Origin of the sequence: Neorhizobium alkalisoli (assembly GCF_002968635.1) — a bacterium.
Classification (GTDB): Bacteria; Pseudomonadota; Alphaproteobacteria; order Rhizobiales; family Rhizobiaceae; genus Neorhizobium; species Neorhizobium alkalisoli.
Genome location: NZ_PVBN01000002.1, coordinates 145,619 through 163,302, shown reverse-complemented (window position 1 = coordinate 163,302; position 17,684 = coordinate 145,619). Strand labels below are relative to the sequence as shown.

Annotated in this window: 18 protein-coding genes and 1 other RNA gene; 14 read left to right on the top strand and 5 right to left on the bottom strand. The window is 60.7% G+C overall.

The annotated features are described in order from the left end of the window. Positions 1-48: 48 nt before the first annotated feature. Together C5L13_RS05260 and C5L13_RS05255 are read right to left on the bottom strand one after the other, a co-directional pair. Positions 49-579: a dihydrofolate reductase gene (locus tag C5L13_RS05260; RefSeq protein ID WP_105382223.1), complete on the bottom strand. Its 531-nt coding sequence runs from the start codon at positions 577-579 to the stop codon at positions 49-51. Between the two features lie 189 nt (positions 580-768). Beyond that, positions 769-1,218, bottom strand: a complete 450-nt coding sequence (locus tag C5L13_RS05255; protein WP_158693388.1) for a hypothetical protein — start codon at positions 1,216-1,218, stop codon at positions 769-771. A gap of 414 nt (positions 1,219-1,632) precedes the next feature. Here C5L13_RS05255 and C5L13_RS05250 point away from each other — a divergent pair, with 414 nt between their 5' ends. The 4 genes from C5L13_RS05250 (at position 1,633) to C5L13_RS05235 (ending at position 8,532) form a co-directional block, all read left to right on the top strand. Next, positions 1,633-2,829, top strand: a complete 1,197-nt coding sequence (locus tag C5L13_RS05250; protein ID WP_105382221.1) for an acetate/propionate family kinase — start codon at positions 1,633-1,635, stop codon at positions 2,827-2,829. Between the two features lie 23 nt (positions 2,830-2,852). Further along, positions 2,853-5,237: a phosphoketolase family protein gene (locus tag C5L13_RS05245; protein WP_105382220.1), complete on the top strand. Its 2,385-nt coding sequence runs from the start codon at positions 2,853-2,855 to the stop codon at positions 5,235-5,237. A 120-nt stretch (positions 5,238-5,357) separates the two neighbouring features. Then, positions 5,358-8,024, top strand: a complete 2,667-nt coding sequence (locus C5L13_RS05240) for a cation-translocating P-type ATPase (RefSeq protein WP_105382219.1) — start codon at positions 5,358-5,360, stop codon at positions 8,022-8,024. Positions 8,025-8,052: 28 nt separating this feature from the next. Next, the gene (locus tag C5L13_RS05235; protein ID WP_105382218.1) at positions 8,053-8,532 is read left to right on the top strand and encodes an NUDIX domain-containing protein; all 480 of its coding nucleotides are present in this window, start codon (positions 8,053-8,055) and stop codon (positions 8,530-8,532) included. Between the two features lie 50 nt (positions 8,533-8,582). Here C5L13_RS05235 and thyA read toward each other — a convergent pair whose 3' ends face one another. From thyA to C5L13_RS05220, 3 genes are all read right to left on the bottom strand, one after another. Beyond that, on the bottom strand, positions 8,583-9,500 hold the full coding sequence (thyA, locus tag C5L13_RS05230) for a thymidylate synthase (RefSeq protein WP_105382217.1): 918 nt from the start codon (positions 9,498-9,500) through the stop codon (positions 8,583-8,585). 158 nt (positions 9,501-9,658) lie between these two features. After that, entirely contained in the window at positions 9,659-10,552 is an 894-nt protein-coding gene (locus C5L13_RS05225; protein ID WP_105382216.1) for an NAD-dependent epimerase/dehydratase family protein, read from the bottom strand. 211 nt (positions 10,553-10,763) lie between these two features. Beyond that, positions 10,764-11,183, bottom strand: coding sequence for a DUF305 domain-containing protein (locus C5L13_RS05220; protein ID WP_105382215.1), 420 nt, complete (start codon positions 11,181-11,183; stop codon positions 10,764-10,766). Positions 11,184-11,561: 378 nt separating this feature from the next. On the opposite strand from C5L13_RS05220, the gene C5L13_RS05215 reads away from it, so the two are divergent. From C5L13_RS05215 to C5L13_RS05170, 10 genes are all read left to right on the top strand, one after another. Then, on the top strand, positions 11,562-11,933 hold the full coding sequence (locus C5L13_RS05215; protein ID WP_245423255.1) for a hypothetical protein: 372 nt from the start codon (positions 11,562-11,564) through the stop codon (positions 11,931-11,933). An 88-nt stretch (positions 11,934-12,021) separates the two neighbouring features. Then, on the top strand, positions 12,022-12,243 hold the full coding sequence (locus tag C5L13_RS05210) for a hypothetical protein (RefSeq protein WP_105382213.1): 222 nt from the start codon (positions 12,022-12,024) through the stop codon (positions 12,241-12,243). Continuing rightward, the gene (locus tag C5L13_RS05205; RefSeq protein WP_105382212.1) at positions 12,243-13,703 is read left to right on the top strand and encodes a TolC family protein; all 1,461 of its coding nucleotides are present in this window, start codon (positions 12,243-12,245) and stop codon (positions 13,701-13,703) included. The genes C5L13_RS05210 and C5L13_RS05205 overlap by 1 nt, the downstream gene beginning before the upstream one ends. A gap of 14 nt (positions 13,704-13,717) precedes the next feature. Further along, complete coding sequence (locus C5L13_RS05200) at positions 13,718-15,079, top strand: multicopper oxidase family protein (RefSeq protein ID WP_105382211.1); 1,362 nt, start codon at positions 13,718-13,720, stop codon at positions 15,077-15,079. 33 nt (positions 15,080-15,112) lie between these two features. Then, on the top strand, positions 15,113-15,589 hold the full coding sequence (locus C5L13_RS05195) for a cupredoxin domain-containing protein (RefSeq protein ID WP_105382210.1): 477 nt from the start codon (positions 15,113-15,115) through the stop codon (positions 15,587-15,589). Between the two features lie 20 nt (positions 15,590-15,609). Then, on the top strand, positions 15,610-15,894 hold the full coding sequence (locus tag C5L13_RS05190) for a copper-binding protein (RefSeq protein ID WP_105382209.1): 285 nt from the start codon (positions 15,610-15,612) through the stop codon (positions 15,892-15,894). Positions 15,895-16,049: 155 nt separating this feature from the next. Beyond that, positions 16,050-16,431, top strand: a transfer-messenger RNA (tmRNA) gene (gene ssrA / locus C5L13_RS05185). 121 nt (positions 16,432-16,552) lie between these two features. Continuing rightward, positions 16,553-17,071: an SspB family protein gene (locus C5L13_RS05180; protein WP_105382208.1), complete on the top strand. Its 519-nt coding sequence runs from the start codon at positions 16,553-16,555 to the stop codon at positions 17,069-17,071. Between the two features lie 16 nt (positions 17,072-17,087). Further along, positions 17,088-17,285 (top strand): DUF4169 family protein, encoded by a 198-nt coding sequence (locus C5L13_RS05175; protein WP_105382207.1) that lies wholly within the window; start codon positions 17,088-17,090, stop codon positions 17,283-17,285. A gap of 112 nt (positions 17,286-17,397) precedes the next feature. Next, a complete protein-coding gene (locus tag C5L13_RS05170; protein WP_105382206.1) occupies positions 17,398-17,613 on the top strand; it encodes a ribbon-helix-helix domain-containing protein in 216 nt (71 codons plus the stop codon). Positions 17,614-17,684: the final 71 nt, after the last annotated feature.

Genomic DNA, 17,684 nt, shown 5'->3' with positions numbered 1-17,684 from the left:
CTTTCAACGCGGCTTCAATAACTTCCCGGTGTTTGGTAACGAAATGTTTCAGTTTGCCGCGCTTCGACGCCGATAGGTCACGAAATGCGTCGCGTAGTTGTCTTTCTCACCGGCGGAAACGGCGACCTCTTCCACCTTTTCGAAAACCTCCGGGTCGATGGCCGGAAAAAAGGTGTCACCATCCGAAATGTCTGCGTCGACATGGGTAACGTACAGCTTTTCCGCGAGTTCGATGGCCTGCCTGTAGATCTCGCCGCCGCCAAGCACGTAAACCTCGGCGACTCCCATCTCCGACGCCTTCTCCTCGGCCATGCGCAGCCCCTCGGAGAACGACGAGGCAACGGCCACGCCGTCGTAGCGGAATCCCTCGTTTCGGGTTACCACCACGTGCGGGCGTCCCGGAAGCGGCTTTCCGCCAAACGAATCGAAAGTCTTGCGACCCACGACGACGGGCTTGCCGAGCGTTAGCGCCTTGAATCTCTTCAGATCGGTGGAAAGCCTCCACGGCATGTCGCCGTCACGGCCGATGACGCCGTTGCGGGAGACTGCAACGATAATGACGAGGCGTGGTTTGGTCACATCAATCGCTTTCAAAGGAGCAGCAGAGCGCCGGTGAGATCGGACACCGACGGCAACGACCTCAGCGGTATTAGAGCCGGTCCGAATGCGCAACACATTTGCGGCCGGAAACGCCCCTCGATCTGCGATCCCCACAGGATCACAGAACCGACATTAGCTATCCGCCCGCGGGATGCCCCTCCCGTCTCCTCAGCAAAGAAACGTCCGGTCGGTCCTGAGATCGTACATCACGCCGTCGTCCCACGGTGCAGCCTCCCTGAGCTTCATTAGACTCTCCCAGTTCGCGGAGCCGGCGGACCAGAAATGGATGGTCTCCACACCTGCCTGTCTCGCGCGAGACTTGGCGAGTTCGAAAAGCTCGCGGGCGACACCGCGCTTGTCGACGAGGCTGACTGACGCAAAGATCGGAACTTCCATCTGGGACCCGCGTACCGGATGTTCCCGGGTGAAGACGTAACAAAGCCCGCGGATATAGCCGTGGGCATCCATCACGGTCAGCCAGTCGTGACGAGCGTCGACGGTAGCCGTCAGCGTTTTCCATGCCTCCAGATCGAGACCCGGCATTACGTGCTGAATGACCGCATAGGCGCGATGGACATCTGCCGCATCGAGCCCTCCCACATCGTACACTGTCCTCATCCCCTCCATTCTGCCGAAAATCCTTAAACCAAGTCTTCGCCTGTTACTCAAAACCTCGCAGATCCGGCCACCTCGGCATTGATCAACGTCAATGGACTGCAATCTTCTCTCCATTGCGCTGCATCAATGAAGCGGCAGTAAAGTTGAGGACAATCGCCGCCGAAACCGTATCTCGTTCGACAGGAACCAAGAGGTGAATCAGCAGGCAGCTCTGTCTTGTGCCCGACGCAATCAACCATGTTGGCCAAACGACCATCTATTTTGCCGGAGCCGACACGGTGGGGCTGGTCGTCGCGGTCCGCGCTCCTATCATCCTGACAAGCCGAACCCTACCGTTCCGGCCGAGGTTCGCACCGCGTCGGCAGCTCCAGACAAGCTCCTGATGACCGGGCATCGCAAGACAACGGATATCCCATGGCCGACAAACTTCTGCTGACTTTCAATGCGGGTTCATCGACGGTGAAGATCGGCATCTTCAGACTGGACGGCCGTCAGGCAGAGCGTATCGGCAAGGCGGTTGTCGATTTTGCCAGCCAGCCTCCGACGCTTCATCTCAAGAAAGGCCCGGATGAATTCGAACTGCCCCTGAAGGGCGAGCCCGGCGACGATCTAGCAGAACTCATCGACGAAGTGTTCCGGGAACTGGGCAATCATTTCGACCTCGATGCCGTTGAAGCCGCCGGCCACCGGATCGTCCACGGCGGCGATATATTCGACGGACCGGTCGAATTGGTAACGGAAACGCTCGAAAGCATCGGGAGGCTGACGGAACTTGCGCCTCTGCATCAGCCCCAGGCGCTCCGGCTTATCAGGGCTGTGAGGCATCTTCGCCCCTCGCTCTTCCAGACCGGCTCCTTCGATACGACCTTTCACGCGAGCCAGCCGGACCTCGTCCGGCGTCTGGCCATTCCACGGGCCTATCATGACTGGGGCATCAAGCGGTACGGGTTCCACGGACTTTCCTACCGTTACGTCTCCGGCGCGCTCGTCGGAAAAGCACCCGACATCGCTGACGGCAAGGTGGTCATCGCCCATCTCGGCAGCGGCGCCAGCCTGTGCGCCATCGAGAACGGTTGCAGCCGCGATTCCAGCATGGGCTTTTCGACGCTCGACGGCATTCCTATGGCGACACGTCCGGGCTGGCTCGATCCGGGCGTCCTGCTGCATTTCCTTGGACCGCTCGGCAAGACCGTAAAGGAAGTGGAGGAAATGCTCTACCATCATTGCGGTCTTTTCGGCGTCTCCGGCTTCAGCGGCGATACCCGCGAACTCCTCAAGGACCATGGGAAGGAAGCGAGAGAAGCGATTGATCTCTTCACCCTCCGGATCGCCGGAGAAATCTGCCGGCTGGCGTCGACGCTCGGGGGACTGGACGGCCTCGTGTTCACCGCCGGCATCGGTGAAAACCAGCCGATCATACGCGAGCGCGTCGCTGAACGATTGCTCTGGCTGGGTGTCGAACTCGATGCTGCGGCCAACGGGAAGAATGCCATCAAGATCAGCACCCCCACGAGCCGCGTCGCAGTCCATGTCATTCCCACAGACGAAGAACAGATGATCGCCGACGAATGCCTTTCGGTCCTGAAAACGAATGATCGCAGGCCAACCTAAAGGTTCACCCCAAGGAGAAGTCGATGCAGCCGAATGTCCCCTCGCCCGCACAGTCCGAGATCGACCCACAAGAGCTGACGCTGATGGACCGCTATTGGCGTGCCGCCAATTATCTCTCCGTGGGGCAGATCTACCTGCTCGACAACCCGCTTCTGCGCGAACCGCTGAAGCCGGAACACATCAAGCCCCGCCTGCTCGGCCACTGGGGCACGACGCCCGGGCTCAACTTCATCTATACCCACCTCAACCGCATCATCCGTCACCGCGACATCAGCATGATCTATATCTGCGGACCCGGACACGGCGGGCCGGGCATGGTCGCCAGCACCTATCTCGAAGGCAGCTACAGCGAGATCCATCCGGATATCGGTGAAGACGCCGAGGGCATGAAGAAGCTCTTCAGGCAGTTCTCGTTTCCGGGTGGTATTCCAAGCCATGCGGCTCCGGAAACCCCCGGTTCCATCCACGAGGGCGGCGAACTCGGCTACGCGCTGGTGCATGCCTATGGCGCCGCATTCGACAATCCCGATCTCGTCGTCGCCTGCGTCGTCGGTGACGGCGAAGCGGAGACGGGACCGCTTGCGGCAAGCTGGCAATCGAACAAGTTCATCAATCCGGCACGCGACGGAGCGGTTCTGCCGATCCTGCACCTCAACGGTTACAAGATCGCCAATCCGACGGTGCTCGCGCGGGTGAGCGACGAAAACCTCGACCATCTCTTCCGCGGCCATGGCTACGAGCCCTTCTTCGTCGAAGGACACGAGCCGGAAAAGATGCACCGGCAGATGGCGGCCGTACTCGATCAGGCATTCGACCGTATCAGGACGATCCAGAGGGACGCCCGCCACGGCAATGCCGGCGACCGATGCCCGCGCTGGCCGATGATCGTGCTGCGCAGTCCCAAGGGCTGGACCGGACCAAAGGAGGTGGACGGCAAGAAGGTCGAAGATTTCTGGCGAGCCCATCAGGTGCCGGTCGCCAATTGCCGCGGGGACGCCGGGCACCGCAAGATCCTCGAAGACTGGATGCGGAGCTATGATCCAGACGATTTGTTCGAAACGGACGGGCGGCTGAAAGAAGAGCTGCGGGCGCTGGCGCCGAAAGGCTTGCATCGGATGGGCGCCAACCCGCACGCCAATGGCGGTCTCCTGCGCAAGGAACTCGTCGCGCCCGATATCCGCGACTATGCGGTGCCGGTGAGCGAGCGCGGCGCGCTCATGGTCCAGACGACGGAGGTACTCGGCAGATATCTGCGCGACGTCCTGAAGCTCAACGATACCCACTCCAACTTCCGTATCTTCGGCCCCGACGAAACCGAGTCCAACCGGCTGGGCGCCGTCTTCGAAGTCACCGATCGCGTCTGGATGGAGAAGATCGAGCCTTATGACGTGCACCTTGGGCGCGACGGCCGGGTGATGGAGGTGCTCTCCGAACATCTTTGCCAGGGCTGGCTGGAAGGTTACCTGCTCACCGGCCGGCACGGCTTCTTTTCCTGCTACGAGGCCTTCATCCACATCGTCGATTCGATGTTCAACCAGCACGCAAAATGGCTGAAGGTGTCGCGGGAGCTCGCATGGCGCAAACCCGTCTCGTCGCTCAATTACCTGCTCACCTCGCATGTCTGGCGCCAGGACCATAACGGCTTTTCCCATCAGGACCCCGGGTTCGTCGATCTCGTCGCCAACAAGAAGGCCGATATCGTGCGCATCTATCTGCCGCCGGACGCCAACACCCTGCTGTGGGTCGGCGATCATTGCCTCAAGACCTGGGACCGCATCAACGTGATCGTCGCCGGCAAGCAGCCGGAACCGCAATGGCTGACGATGGACGAGGCCGTCGCCCATTGCGAGGCCGGGATCGGCATCTGGGATTGGGCGGGCAATGCTGAAGATACACCCGACGTCGTCATGGCATGCGCCGGCGACGTTCCGACGATGGAGACGCTCGCGGCCGTCGTCCTTTTACGGGAAGCAATACCGGACCTGAAGATCCGCGTGGTCAACGTCGTCGACCTGATGGCGCTGCAATCGAAGGAACATCATCCGCACGGGCTAGCCGACGAAGAGTTCGACCGCCTGTTCACCACGGACCGGCCGGTGATCTTCGCCTATCACGGTTATCCCTATCTCATCCACCGGATGACCTATAAGCGTACCAACCACGGCAATATCCACGTCCGCGGCTTCGTGGAGGAAGGTGCCACGACCACGCCCTTCGACATGGCCGTGCTGAACGAACTCGACCGGTATCACCTGGCCATCGAGGCGATCGAACGGGTCCCCGGCCTCAAGGCGAAAGCAGGCCGCGTCGTGGACGACCTGCAGGCAAAACTTCGGGATCACCATCACTATGTCAGGGAAAACGGCGAAGACCTGCCGGAGATCCAGAACTGGAGATGGAAACGTTAGGCGGCGTGCGCCCGAATTGATGGATGTCAATGGCAGAGGACTTTCGTCGGGATATCGTCTTCAGGAAAGACCGTCGACCACGACACAGGCTGAAGGGCGGTCTTTCGCTGGAGCCCGCCCATGCCCGTCTCGTCTCTGCGATTCCGTGATCCTCCTTCCAGTGACGCCGACTTCTGGGGATTGTCGGCCGAGGAGGCGGAAGTACGGCTCGCCGAGCACGGCCCCAACCTTTTGCCGGCTCCGCAAGTGCCCTCCCTGTGGGTCGTCTTCCTGCGCCAGTTCCGCAGTCCGCTGATCTATATTCTCTTGCTGGCAGCCGCCGTATCCCTGATGGCGAATGAAGCGGAAGACGCCATCTTCATCGGCGCGGTGCTCCTGCTGAACGGCGTGATCGGGACCATCCAGGAATATTCCGCCGGCCAGGCCGCTGCGGCGCTTCCTGCGCTCGAACAGCCGCATGCTGTTGTCGTTCGAGACGGCCAGGTGCAGGAAATCGAAGCGCGTCTTCTCGTCCACGGCGATCTTGTACAGCTCGACGCCGGCGGGAGGGTCCCGGCCGATCTGTCGCTGATCGAGGCCAACGATCTTCTCTGCGATGAGTCGCTGCTGACGGGCGAGTCCCTGCCGGTGCGCAAGAGTATCCCCCTTCCGGGCACGTCTGCGGAGGACCGGAAGGCGGCCATGGCATTCGCAGGAGCGCTGGTTACCCGCGGTCGGGGCAAGGGCATTGTCACCGCGACGGGACTTTCCACCGAGATCGGCCGGATCGCCTCCGAGATCGGCAAGGCATCCATCTCCAAGCCGCCGCTGATGATCCGGCTCGCCCGTTTTTCGAATGTCATCGCGTGGACGGTCGGGATTGCCTCGATCGTTCTCATCGCCGTCGGCCTGTTGCGCGGCATGGCCTGGAACGACCTGTTCCTGATGTCCGTCGGCCTCGCCGTCAGCGCCATTCCCGAGGGTTTGCCGATCGCCATATCGATCGCACTCGCGATCGGCATGCGGCGCATGGCGAAGCGAAACGTCATCGTCCGGCGCATGCCGGCGGTGGAGTCGCTCGGCTCCTGCACGATGATCGCGACCGACAAGACCGGCACATTGACCCTGAACGAACTGACGGTGACGGATATCCGCCTTCCCGACGGCACCGACCTCCTGCTCGACGCCGGGCAGGATCTGGATGCTTGCGATATCCGCGGTTCGAATATGAGCCCCTCCGAAGCCCGCAACCGGGCCGCCAGATTGCTGAAGGCGGCCATGCTTGCGAACGAAGGCTCCCTCACGCGCGAGGGCGACGGCTGGAAAGGTGTCGGCGATACGGTCGATGTGGCGCTGCTGGCGGCCGCTCGCAAAGGCGGCCTGACACCGGACGCGATGACGGAAACCTATCCGGTCATCGGCCGCATCCCTTACGAGCCGGACCTCAAATATGCGGCGTCCTTCCATCGCAGCGGCGAACGCGTCCGCATCTTCGTCAAGGGCTCGGCGGAAGTCCTGATCGACATGGCCGACCGGATGGACGCGGGCGAAAGCGCGGTACCGATCGATCGCGCAACGCTTCTCCGGCAGAAGGAGGAAATGGCGGAGCGCGGCCTGCGCGTACTCGCCTTTGCGGAAGGGGAAATCCGAAGCGGCGCGGACGAGGCTTTCGGATACCATCACCTCGTCGATCTGGTTTTCCTCGGGCTCGCCGGCATGCAGGACCCGATCCGGCCGGAAGTCCCGCAGGCGATCTCGGACTGCCACGCGGCCGGGGTCCAGGTCGCCATGGTGACAGGCGACGATCCGAAGACTGCGGCAGCGATTGCAGCCGAAGCCGGCTTGTCGTTCCAACCGGATCAGGTGACGACCGGCGAAGACGTGGCCAGGGCCGAAGCAGCGGGCCAGGACGAACTTGACGATCTGACCCGCCGCGCCCGGATCTACGCCCGCGTCGCTCCCGCCCAGAAGCTGTCGATTGTCCTCTCGCTTGCCCGCAATGGCCACTTCGTCGCCGTCACCGGCGACGGCGTCAACGATGCGCCTGCGCTGAAGCATGCGCATGTCGGCGTGGCGATGGGCCGCAAGGGCACGGAGGTCGCCAAGGAGAGCGCCGACATCGTCGTCACGGACGACAACTTCGCCTCCATCGTCAGCGGGATCCGCGAGGGCCGCACCGCCTATTCGAACATCCGCAAGGTCATCCTGATGCTGGTCGCCACGGGCGCGGCGGAGATACTGCTCTTCCTGCTGGCGATCCCCCTCGGCCTGCCGATGCCGCTGCTGCCGGTGCAGCTCCTCTGGCTCAATCTCGTCACCAACGGCATCCAGGACGTCGCGCTTGCCGGCGAAAAGCCGGAGGGAGACGAGCTGGCACGGCCGCCGCGACGCCCGAAGGAGCCGATCTTCGACCGGCTGATGATCCGCCGCATCCTCCTGTCGACCCTTGTGATCGGCGGCGGTGGTTTTGCCGCCTTCTATTGGCTTCTCGAACAGGGATACGAAGTGTCAGCAGCGCGGAACATGCTGCTTCTGCTTTTCGTCATGTTCGAGAATGTCCAGACCTTCACCAGCCGGTCGGAACGGCGTTCTATTTTTTCGCTCAACTTTTTCGGCAATCCGCTGCTGATCTTCACCGTTGTCGCGGCACAGGCCCTGCATATTTCGGCAATGTACATCCCCTGGTTTCGGGATACGCTCGACCTCGCCCCGATCTCGCTTGCCGAATGGGCATTGATGCTGCTTGCCGCATCGTCAATCCTGCTGGTGAGCGAACTGGACAAGTGGCGTTGCCGGAAGGCAACGTGAGAATCGTGATCTTTCGGGAGCCAGACCCATGCCGAAGCGCAGCGCAGGCCTCCTGATATTTCGCCGTCAGGATGAGGATCTGCAGGTTCTCCTGGTACATCCGGGCGGGCCGTTCTGGATCCACCGGGACGACGGCGCATGGTCCATTCCCAAGGGACTGGTGGAAGAAGGCGAGAACGAACTTGCCGCCGCCATCCGGGAGGTTGCGGAGGAAATCGGAGCCACCATCGAAGGCTCATTCGACTGGTTGGGGGAATACAAGCAACCCGGCGGCAAAAGGGTTCTGGCCTGGGCGGTCGAAGCCGATCCGCCGATCGATGAAGGTCATCTGGTCAGCAACCTGTTTTCTCTGGAATGGCCGCCACGTTCAGGCTTATCGAAACAGTTCCCGGAAGTGGACCGGGCCGGCTGGTTCGCCATTGCCGAAGCAAGGCAGAAAATTCTGAAAGGACAGGAGCCGATCCTCGACGATTTCACGGCTTGGGTCGGAGCCGCTCCGCAACATTGATCCGCATCTATGTCCCACGGATAGCGGGGCTGGGACCCCGCCACGGCATCTCAGACCGCGACCGGCGCCTCGACGGCCGGATGAGGATCGTAGCCGGTTACCTCGAAGTCCTCGATCCGGTAACCGTCGATGCTGTCCGGACGCCTCAGGAGGCGCAGCTTCGGAAACGGTCTCGGCTCCCGCTCAAGCAGTGTGTTCGCAAGGTCGATGTGATCGAGATAGAGGTGGACGTCGCCGCCGACCCAGACCAGCTCGCCGGGTACCATGTCCGCCTGCTGCGCGACCATTGCGAGCAGGGCCGCCTGCTGGCAGACGTTGAACGGGTTTCCAAGTCCCATGTCGCTCGACCGCTGCAGAACGAGAAGCGAGACCTTCTGCCGCTCCCCGTCGCCGATGTTGGAGACGTAGAACTGATAGGTCATATGGCACGGTGGCAGTGCCATCTCGTTCAGCTCGGGGACATTCCAGGCATGAAACAGCATTCGGCGGCTTGAAGGATTCTTTCGCAGTGTCCCGATAACCTCGGCGATCTGGTCGTATTCCTTGCCGTCGGCGCCCTTCCAGCGACGCCACTGTTTTCCGTAGACCGGGCCGAGATCACCCCATTCTTCGGCAAAAGCATCATCGGCCAGAATTCTGTCCTCGAAATCCTTTTGGGAAATGTCGGAGCCGGTCGCCTTGCGATAGGCGGCGAGCGGCCAGTCCGTCCAGATGCGCACGTTTTCCTTCAGAAGCGACTGGATATTGGTCTGCCCGGTCAGAAACCACAGCATCTCCTTCACCGCGGTTTTCCAGAACACCTTTTTCGTCGAATAGACGGGAAACGTTCCGTCCGAGAGGTCGAAACGCATCATCGCGCCGAACATCGAGAGCGTGCCTACTCCCGTACGGTCGATCCGCTTGTCCCCCTTCTCCAGAAGATGGGTCAATACATCGAGATATTGGTATTCCGGGTGTCTCAACGTCAAGGCGATGTCCTTTCGCGATGATCCACCGCCTTGCGTTCATTCGCGCGAGGGCCGGTGAGAACCGCCGATTCTTTAGCCAGAGATTTACATACTAGCACGCCAAGGCCGGGCCAATCTCGTCAGGATGCTTTCCCCGGTATTCGGCGGGAGCATATGACCTACCTGGAGACGTAATTTCGCCAGTCGTGTTTCTCGGAGAAATTCAGAACCTCACGGATCTTGCGGTTGCTGATCGGAGCCTCGAACTCGTCCAGTTCCCGCGTGATCGGCGTATTGGCCGCCCATCGATCGAGAAATGGCCTCGTCGGCTCCCAGGCGGTGATCGTGTCGTTGACGGCATTGAAGACCTGGAAGCCCAGCCCGTCCTTCTGCACGCAGAGATGGACGATCTGGCCGAGATCACGGGCGTCGATATAGCTCCATGCATTGCGCTTGCGCGAGGGCGGATCCGCAAGGAAGGCGGGGAACCGGGCATAGTCTTCCGGAGAGATCACGTTGCCGATCCTCAGCGCATAGATATCCGCGCCGTAACGCATGGAAAAGGCGCGTGCCGTCTTCTCGTTGACCACCTTGGAAAGCCCGTAGCTGTCCATCGGGTCGACGTCATAGTCCTCGGTCAGCGGAAACGAGTGGTAGTCCTTGTCTCCCTCGGCAAAGCAGACGCCATAGGTCGTCTCGCTGGAGGCGATGATCACCTTGCGGATACCGAGCTTCATTGCCGCTTCGATGACGTTGTAGGTCGATATCGTATTGGCGGCAAACGTCGCGTTGTCCGGCCTGATCAGGATCCGGGGTACGGCAGCGAAGTGCACCACCGCATCAACCGGCGCCGGCCCCTTCCCGGTCTGAAGCCCCTCGAAGCCGAAATGCATGGAAAGCGCGTTGAAGGTCTCGCCGCTGTCCGTAAGATCTGTGACAAGCGTGTTGACGCCAGGACAATCGAGCGGCACGAGATCCAGGTTGAATACCTCGTGGCCCTCGCCGAGAAGGTAAGGCACCACATGCCGCCCGGCCTTGCCGCTGCCCCCGGTGAATACGATCCGCTTCCCCATCACACCGCCTCCTCAAAGGTTATCGCTGCAGAGCCCGCCGGCAGCGCCTGCGCCCCTCGCTAACGCCTCACCTTAACTATCTCCGAACCGAACGTGTGGCCAGACATGGAGGAGAAAAAGCCGAAGGCATGAAATCTGCTTTGAGCGCTTGCCCATCCAAAGCCGGTTCCATCATCGGGCAAGGAGAGGACATGGAGGGAGGATGGCCTCCTCACTTCACTTCCTTGTCGACCCAGGCTGTCAGCTCTTTGATCTCCTTGCCCTGATCCTCGATGATCTTCTGGGCTTTCGCCTTGGCCTCCGCATTGTCGCCGTGCTTCAGTTCGACCTCGGCCATGCTGATGGCCCCCATGTGGTGAGCGATCATGCCGCAGACGAAGGACAAATCAGGGTCCTTCTTCATCATCCCCTGCATCATGTTCATGTTCATGGCCTTCATGCCGTCCATGGTCTCCATCTGGTATTCGGCCATGCCCGACATCTGGTTGCTCTGCATCGACATGTCACCGCCCGACGACATCTCGGATTTGCATTTGTCCGGAAAGGCCATGTCGGCGGCTCCGGCATTCGTGGCGAAGGCGGGCATGGCGATTGCGGCGGCAAGGATCGCCAGATTTCTGATGCTGTTCATTTCTGTCTCCATTGAATCGGTTGCGTTCGTTCCTCTGAGACGCTCTCGTTTCGAGGAGGAGGATCGATGGCCGGACGATGTTCGGAGCCTGTTGCCCACCTGTATCCTGCCGATCCTTCGCTGTGACAACAGAACGACGAACAGGAATGTTCCATCGGATGGTCTTTGCGGTCGCGCGACTCGATCCCGAAATTCGCGCTGAAAATATAGTGCTTGACCTTCCCACTGGGGGAACCTCTAGGAGGGTCTGAACGCGCCTGCTGCACGCAGGCACGTTTATCGTAATTCCGCCGCACGAATCGGCGATTCAACGGCGACAGGATCGATCTCGGTCCTTGGAGTATGGGCATAGTGTTTCGCGACCTGTTGAGCAGGATCATGGTTGTCTTCCGTCTGGCGATCGTCGTGTCGCTGGTCGGCTATACGCTGCCCAATGCGAATGCGGCGATGCATGGAAGCGCCTACGGCGACCTGGCGGTCGTTGCGGTCGAGGCGGATCATCACGATCACGGTTCGCATGCCCACGACGCGATGCCGGATGAGTCGGATGCCTCCCATCATCAGTCAGGCAAGGATGCGGTCGGGAAGCTCGCGAAAAAGGATTGCTGCCAGGATTTTTGCTTCAGCATGGCTCTCCCATCCGGCTATGACGCGCCCGAAGTCCTCACGCATTCATCCATTCGCGAGTTCAACGACGACACGGATCCCCACGGCCAGCCGCCGAGCCTTCATCGACCGCCCAACATCTGAGAACGGACACCCGCTCCTGCGGGCATAGCCGTGCTGCGAGCCTCGTCGGCCGATAGCACGATCATGCGTTCATTCTCGGAATTTCATTATGAAGCACCTGTTTCTGGTGGTCGCACTGCCGCTGCTCGTCAGCGGATGCGCCGCCTCCCTTCCGGAGGTCGTCGCCTCCACGGACCATCCTGATTCCGTCACGGGTATCAGGCCCGTCCGCTATCAAAACCCCATCGGCGCCTACACCCATCGCACGCCCGTCGATCCGAAGCCCTGGCGCGGCCTCAACGACGCGCAAGCTCCGAAGGGAGGCGCATGATGGTGTTTCGGACGATCAGGCTGATCTCATTCATGGTGCTTCCGCTGGTTACGACGGGCTGCGTCACGGCCGACTATTCGGCCAAGGATGCCGGGTTCGTGACCGCTTCGTTGAAGAGCGGCGAAGCGACCGGCAAGCAAACCGTCTGGGTGCAAAACCAAGAGCAGGCGCAGGCGGTTCGGGACCGCGTGAAGGCGCTGATGGCCAGGAAGACCATCGACGTCGAGACCGCTGTCCAAGTGGCGCTCCTCAACAACAAGGGTCTGCAGGCGGCTTACGCCGATCTCGGGGACAGCGCGGCAGACGCATGGCAGACGCAACTATCAGTGTTCCCGACCTTCTCCGTCGGCCTGACCGGCATCGGGACGCCGGGTCTGGAGGCCTACCGGGTCCTTGAAGGGGCGATCGCCGCCAACATACTGGCGCTTGCGACCTACGACAAAAACATCAGGCTTGCCGACACCCGTTTCCGGCAGGCCCAACTCAAGGCCGCACTGAAGACCATTTCGCTTGCTGCAGAAACACGCCGGGCGTGGATAAGCGCCGTCGCCGCCTGGGAGAATGTCGCCTATCTCAACCAGGCGAAAGCCACGGCCGATTCCGCCTCCGAACTTGCCAAGAAGATCGGCGAAGCGGGGTCGATGACAAAGGCCGATCAAGCCCGGGAACACTTCTTCTATGCCGAACTGACCGGCGAGACGGCCAAGGCACGGCTGGAGGCAAAGCTCGCCAAGGAGGAACTGATCCGGCTGATGGGCCTTTCCGGATCGGAGATCGATTTCCAGATTCCGAACCGCCTCCCCTCCCTGCCGAAGGCATTGATCAAGCGCGACGACATTGAAGCGGAAGCCATCCACAAGCGCATGGACCTGCAGGTCTCGCGCCTGGAGCTTCAGGCCACCGCGCAGTCCTACAAACTCGAAGACGTCACTCGCATCGTGACCGACATCGAGCTTGCCGGTACCTGGGAGAAGGAACGAGAGCGGGAGGACGGCAGGATCCTGTCGGACATCTCGAAGACGGCAGGACTTGAGTTCACGATACCGATCTTCGATTCCGGCCAGGCGCGCCTGCGAAAGGGCGAACTTGCCTATATGCGGGCCGCCAACCAACTGGCGGAGCTTGCGGTCAACATCCGTTCCGAGGCCCGCTCCGCCTATCTCGCCTACAAGTCGAATTACGACATCGCGCGCCACTACCGGAACAATGTCCTGCCGCTGCGAAACGCCATCGAGGAGCAGTCGCTCCTTACCTACAACGGCATGATCACCAGCACCTTCGAACTGATCGCCGATACCCGCGAAAAGATCGACTCCACCATCCTCGCCGTCAACGCCAAACGCGATTTCTGGCTCGCCGAAGCAAACCTCGCCCCCGTCGTCTACGGCGGCGGTACAGGTTCAGCCTCGGCAGAAACCGAGGTCGCGTCGGCTGAAGAAGCGACAAGCGGCGGTCACTGAGAAAGGAAACGAGAATGTTCAGTAGAAGACAACTGCTTGGAGCAGGTGCCGCTAGTGCCGCACTCGTTTCCTCGCAAAGCTGGAGCCAGACCTCGAACATGGGACTGCCGGAGGCAGCCGTCATGGACACGGCCGCGACGCAGACGCCGGCCCGACCATCCGTCGGGCCGGATTACAATCCGGTCGTGACGCTGAACGGGTGGGCCCTGCCCTTCCGGATGAACAACGGCGTCAAGGAATTCCATCTGGTTGCCGAACCCGTCGAACGCGAGATGGCGGAGGGCATGACCGCCTATCTCTGGGGCTATAACGGCCAGTCGCCAGGCCCGACCATCGAAGCGGTCGAAGGCGATCGGGTCCGCATCTTCGTCACCAACAAGCTGCCGGAGCACACGACCGTCCACTGGCACGGCATGATCCTGCCGTCGGGCATGGACGGCGTCGGCGGCCTGTCGCAGCCACACATCCCCGTCGGCAAGACCTTCGTCTACGAGTTCGACCTCGTGAAGTCCGGCACCTTCATGTACCACCCGCATTCGGACGAGATGGTCCAGATGGCGATGGGCATGATGGGCTTCTTCGTCGTCCATCCCAAGGACCCGAAGTTCATGCCGGTGGACCGCGACTTCGTTTTCCTGCTCAGCGCCTATGACATCGATCCCGGCACCTACGTGCCGCGCGTCATGGAGATGACGGACTTCAATCTCTGGACCTGGAACAGCCGCGTCTTCCCCGGCATCGATCCGCTGGTCGTCTCGAAAAACGACAGGGTTCGCGTCCGCGTCGGCAACCTGACCATGACCAACCACCCGATCCACATGCATGGCTACGATTTCGAAGTGACCTGCACCGACGGCGGCTGGGTTCGACCCGAGGCCCGCTGGCCGGAGGTCAGCATCGACATTCCCGTCGGCGCGATGCGGACCTATGAGTTCGACGCCAAGCATGTCGGCGACTGGGCGATCCATTGCCACAAGTCGCACCACACCATGAACGCCATGGGTCACGACATCCCGACTTTCATCGGCGTCGACAAGAAGGAGGTCGCCAAGAAAATCCGGCAGTTCCGTCCCGAATATATGCCGATGGGTACCGCCGGCATGGCCGATATGGGCGAAATGTCGATGGAAATTCCGGAAAACACCGTTCCCATGATGACCGGCTGGGGTCCTCATGGCCCGATCGAGATGGGCGGCATGTTCTCCGTGGTGAAGGTCCGCGAGGGAATCTCGGCGGGCGATTACACCGATCCGGGTTGGTACGAAAACCCACCCGGCACACAGGCCTGGGAGTGGACGGGAAGCCTTCCCGACGCGCCGAAGGCCAAAGACTCAAAGACACAGCCCTCACCTTCGAAACATTCGAACCACGGCTGATCACACTCACCCCAAGAACCAAAGGACCTGATCATGAGAATTGCAATCCTGGGCCTGCTTCTGGCCACCCTCGCAACGCCCGCACTCGCATCCGGCAGCCACGCTGGAGGTCACGGCGAAATGGCTGTCGGCGAACCGGGCGACAAGTCGAAGGTCACCCAGACCATCCGCGTCAGCATGAAAGAGACGCCGGACGGCAAGATGATCTTCACGCCGAACGACTTCAAAGTCCGCAAGGCGCAGACCGTCCGCTTCATTATCAAGAACGAGGGCGAGCTCGATCACGAATTCGTCCTCGACCAGGAAGACAAGGTGATGGAGCACAAGGCCGTGATGGAGAAGTTCCCGGACATGGAACATGACGATCCGAACGCGGTCCGCCTCAAGCCGGGCAAATCAGGCGAGATCGTCTGGAAGTTTACGAATGACGGCGTCTTCAAGATCGCCTGCCTCGTTCCCGGCCACTACGACGCCGGTATGCACGGCGACGTCACAGTCGCCAACAAGTAGCTGGAAGGAAGGAGTATCCCATGAAAACCCTTTTCAAACTTGCCCTCGTCACAGGGCTCATCCTGACCTCGGCCGCCGGGGCGTTCGCCCAGGAATTCACCAAGGGCACGGTCAAGAAGATCGATGCCAAGGCCAAAAAGGTCACGCTCGTCCACGAGGAACTGAAGAGCCTTGAGATGCCCGCCATGACCATGGTTTTTCAGATCGGCGACGACGCATTGCTGGCAAAACTCAAGCAAGGCGCGAACATCCAGTTCGTGGCGGCACGCGTCAACGGCAAGCTGACCGTCACCCAGGTGAAGTGACAGCGAAGGCCGCGCTTCCTCAGCGAGGCGCGGCCACCGCGACCGGCATTGGAACAAGAGCGGGATCGGCGACGCCCCGCCGCTTCCTACTCTCCAATGGACGTGCCGTAAAAATCATCGATGCGTCAACTTATGGAAGCCTTTAACGTCGGCTACCCCTTTTCACCGGAGGAGGAAGCGCCTATATGACAATTGCCGGATTTCGGTTCGGCTATGGCAATAAACGGTCGGTGTAATAAACCTATTGGACCCGGGGGCGGTACCCGGCGCCTCCACCAAAAACCGGTTGGTCGCATTGGGAAACCTTGGAGACCGGCTTTTGATGGGGGCGAAATAGGATCGACAAGGGCGTAAAGATCGAACTTTTGCTCGGCATGATACCACCGTTATCGGGTCAAAAAGTGTAGTTGCAAACGACAACAACGCTAAGGGTTATGCTCTCGCTGCCTAATGGCGGTGCGGGAAATCCGAACTAAGTCCTTAGAGGTAGCACTTTAAGGCGGGGTCCGAAGGCACCTGGCAACAGAAGCCTTCACCTTCACGCCTCAGTCGAATACTATAGATCTGACTCGGATATTGGGCGGGGCTTTTCCGCAACCGGCCGAGATGGCATAACACGTCTGACTAACAGACGAGACAAATGGAAAGACAGGACCGTATGGGGCAGGATCACATCCGTTACGACATTCTGGCGCAGGACGCTTTGCGCGGCGTCATCCGCAAGGTTTTGTCCGAGGTTGCGGCAACCAGTCGGTTGCCGGGTGATCATCACTTCTTCATCACCTTCTTGACCGGCGCGTCGGGCGTGCGGATTTCGCAGCATCTGAAGTCGAAATACCCCGAACAGATGACCATCGTGGTCCAGCACCAGTTCTGGGATCTCAAGGTCTCGGATACGCAGTTCGAGATCGGCCTCTCCTTTTCCGACACCCCGGAACGTCTCGTCGTGCCTTTCAATGCCATCCGCGGCTTCTACGACCCCTCCGTGAATTTCGAACTGGAATTCGAGGTACCGCTCGCCGACGAAGACGACGACACCTCCGCAGAGATCACCGCGATCCCGGTCGAGGCTGTTTCGAAGCCCGCCGAAGGAGACGCCGCGGCCAAGTCGAAGACGGACGAGGAAAAGAAGCCGGGTTCCGTCGTCTCGCTCGATTCATTCCGCAAGAAGCAGTAGCAGGGAGGCGCTGTCCATGAGCGCCGACATCGTCAATCTGCGCCAGTTCCGCAAGGACAAGGCGAGGCTCGAAAAAGAGAAGAAGGCGGAGCAGAACCGCCTTACATTCGGTCGCGCCAAGGCGGAAAAATCGCTCACCAAGGCGCGGAACGAGAAGGCCGAAAAGGCACTCGATCAGGGTCGGCTGGACAAGCCGTCCCACGACGATGAATGACCTTCGGGATAAATTAACCTCCCGCTAACCAACGCCCATCCCATCTGCTTGACGGTGCAAGCGTCGCAGTCTGTATAGGCGGAACCTTGTTCCGCCTATCCCGGAGAGCTTCGTGATTCGCAAACATTCCGCGACGCTTCACGGTCATCGCACCAGCTTCTCCCTTGAAGACGAATTCTGGCTGGAATTGAAGGCGATCGCAGCACAACGCCGCATCAGCCTCGCCAGCCTGATCGCCGAAATCGACGACCAGCGCTCACCCGAAAGCAACCTCTCCTCGGCCTTGCGGCTGCACGTATTGAAGTGGCTGAAGACGCCCCGACGTTAGCGCCGTCCGGTCCAATCAGGCGCGCAAATTCGGAGCCGAAACCGCCCGAGTCCGAAAGCAGTTCCTTACGA